We start from the raw sequence: 1422 nt of genomic DNA, 5'->3' as shown, positions 1-1422 counted from the left end.
CTAGTGTGATGCGCCAGAAATCCTGAGGGTTAGTTCTGCTCTGTTTTCTGGCCGGTGGTTCCGACTTTGGTGAGGTAGTCGGCGAGGGAGTTGAGGATCTCGTCGGCTGTCTTGGTCCAGGTGAAGGGCCGCGGGTTTTCGTTCCAGGTGTCGATCCATGCGGTGATGTCGTCCTCCAGGGCCTTCACGGACCTGTGGACGCCGCGGCGGATGAGTTTGTCGGTCAGCAGGCCGAACCACCGCTCCACCTGGTTCATCCAGGAGGAGCCGGTGGGGGTGAAGTGGACGTGGAATCGGGGGTGTTTGCCGAGCCACGTCCGGATCTCGGCGGTGTTGTGGGTGGCGTAGTTGTCACAGACGAGGTGGACGTCGAGCCCGGTGGGCACCGCCTTGTCGATCCGGATCAGGAACTTCTTGAACTCGATCGCCCGGTGGCGGCGGTGCAGTGCCGATATGACGGTGCCGTCGGCGATGTTGAAGGCGGCGAACAGGCTGGTGATGCCGTGCCTCATATAGTCGTGGGTTCGGCGTTCGGGCATGCCCGGCATCATCGGCAGCACCGGCTGGGACCGGTCCAGCGCCTGGATCTGGCTCTTCTCGTCGACGCAGAGCACGACCGCCTTCTCGGGCGGGTGGTGGTAGAGGCCGACGACGTCGACGACCTTGGCGACGAACTGCGGATCGGTGGACAGCTTGAAGGAGTCCTGCAGGTGGGGCTTGAGGTCGAACCGCTTCCAGATCCGCCCGATCGTCGACTTCGACAAGCCGCTGCGCTGGGCCATCGAGGCCCGTGACCAGTGCGTGTCCTGGCCCGGGAGTGACTCCAGGGTGGCCACGACGACCTCCTCGACCTGGTCGAGGAGGATCGAAGGCGGCCGGCCCGAGCGCGGCTCGTCCTGCAGACCATCGAGGCGTTTTGCGATGAACCGGGCCCGCCAGCGGTCCACGGTCGACCTGTCGATGCCGAGGTCGGCCGCGGCCTGCTGATTCGTCCCGCCCACCGCACAGCGCAGCACGATCTTGGCCCGTAACGCGAGGAACTGGGCGGTCTTGGCCTGCCGCGCCCACTGCTGCAGTTGCCTGCGCTCGGCATCGTCGAGGATCAGGTCGGCCTTCGGCCGGCCGATCCAGCCGGCGTCCTCAAGCCCGGCCATCCGCTCTGCGGCGAAAGCCCGACGCCACTTGCCGACCGTCTTCGCCTGGACACCCACGAGCCGCGCGACACCCGCGTTCGACATGCCGTCAGCACACGCCAGGATGATGCGAGCCTTCTCGGCCGAGCGCCGGTGCGGCAATTCCGTCCGGCGCACCAACTCGACACGCTCGGCCTCGGACAACGTGATCGCCACAGCAGAAGGCCCCGAATGCGACATGACAACAGGGTACTTACTAACCCTCAGGATTTCTGGCGCATCACACTAG

The 1422-nt window shown here is 65.6% G+C and carries 1 protein-coding gene; it reads right to left on the bottom strand.

Going from position 1 to position 1422, the window contains the following annotated elements; translation table 11 throughout:
* Positions 1-29 precede the first annotated feature (29 nt).
* Positions 30-1373: an IS630 family transposase gene (locus ACIRL2_RS51395; protein ID WP_402242727.1), complete on the bottom strand. Its 1344-nt coding sequence runs from the start codon at positions 1371-1373 to the stop codon at positions 30-32.
* Between the last annotated feature and the right edge of the window lie 49 nt (positions 1374-1422).

This window comes from Embleya sp. NPDC127516 (assembly GCF_044765325.1).
Lineage (GTDB): Bacteria > Actinomycetota > Actinomycetes > Streptomycetales > Streptomycetaceae > Embleya.
Note: the sequence above shows the minus strand (reverse complement) of the source record. Positions and strands in the feature narration are given on the sequence as shown.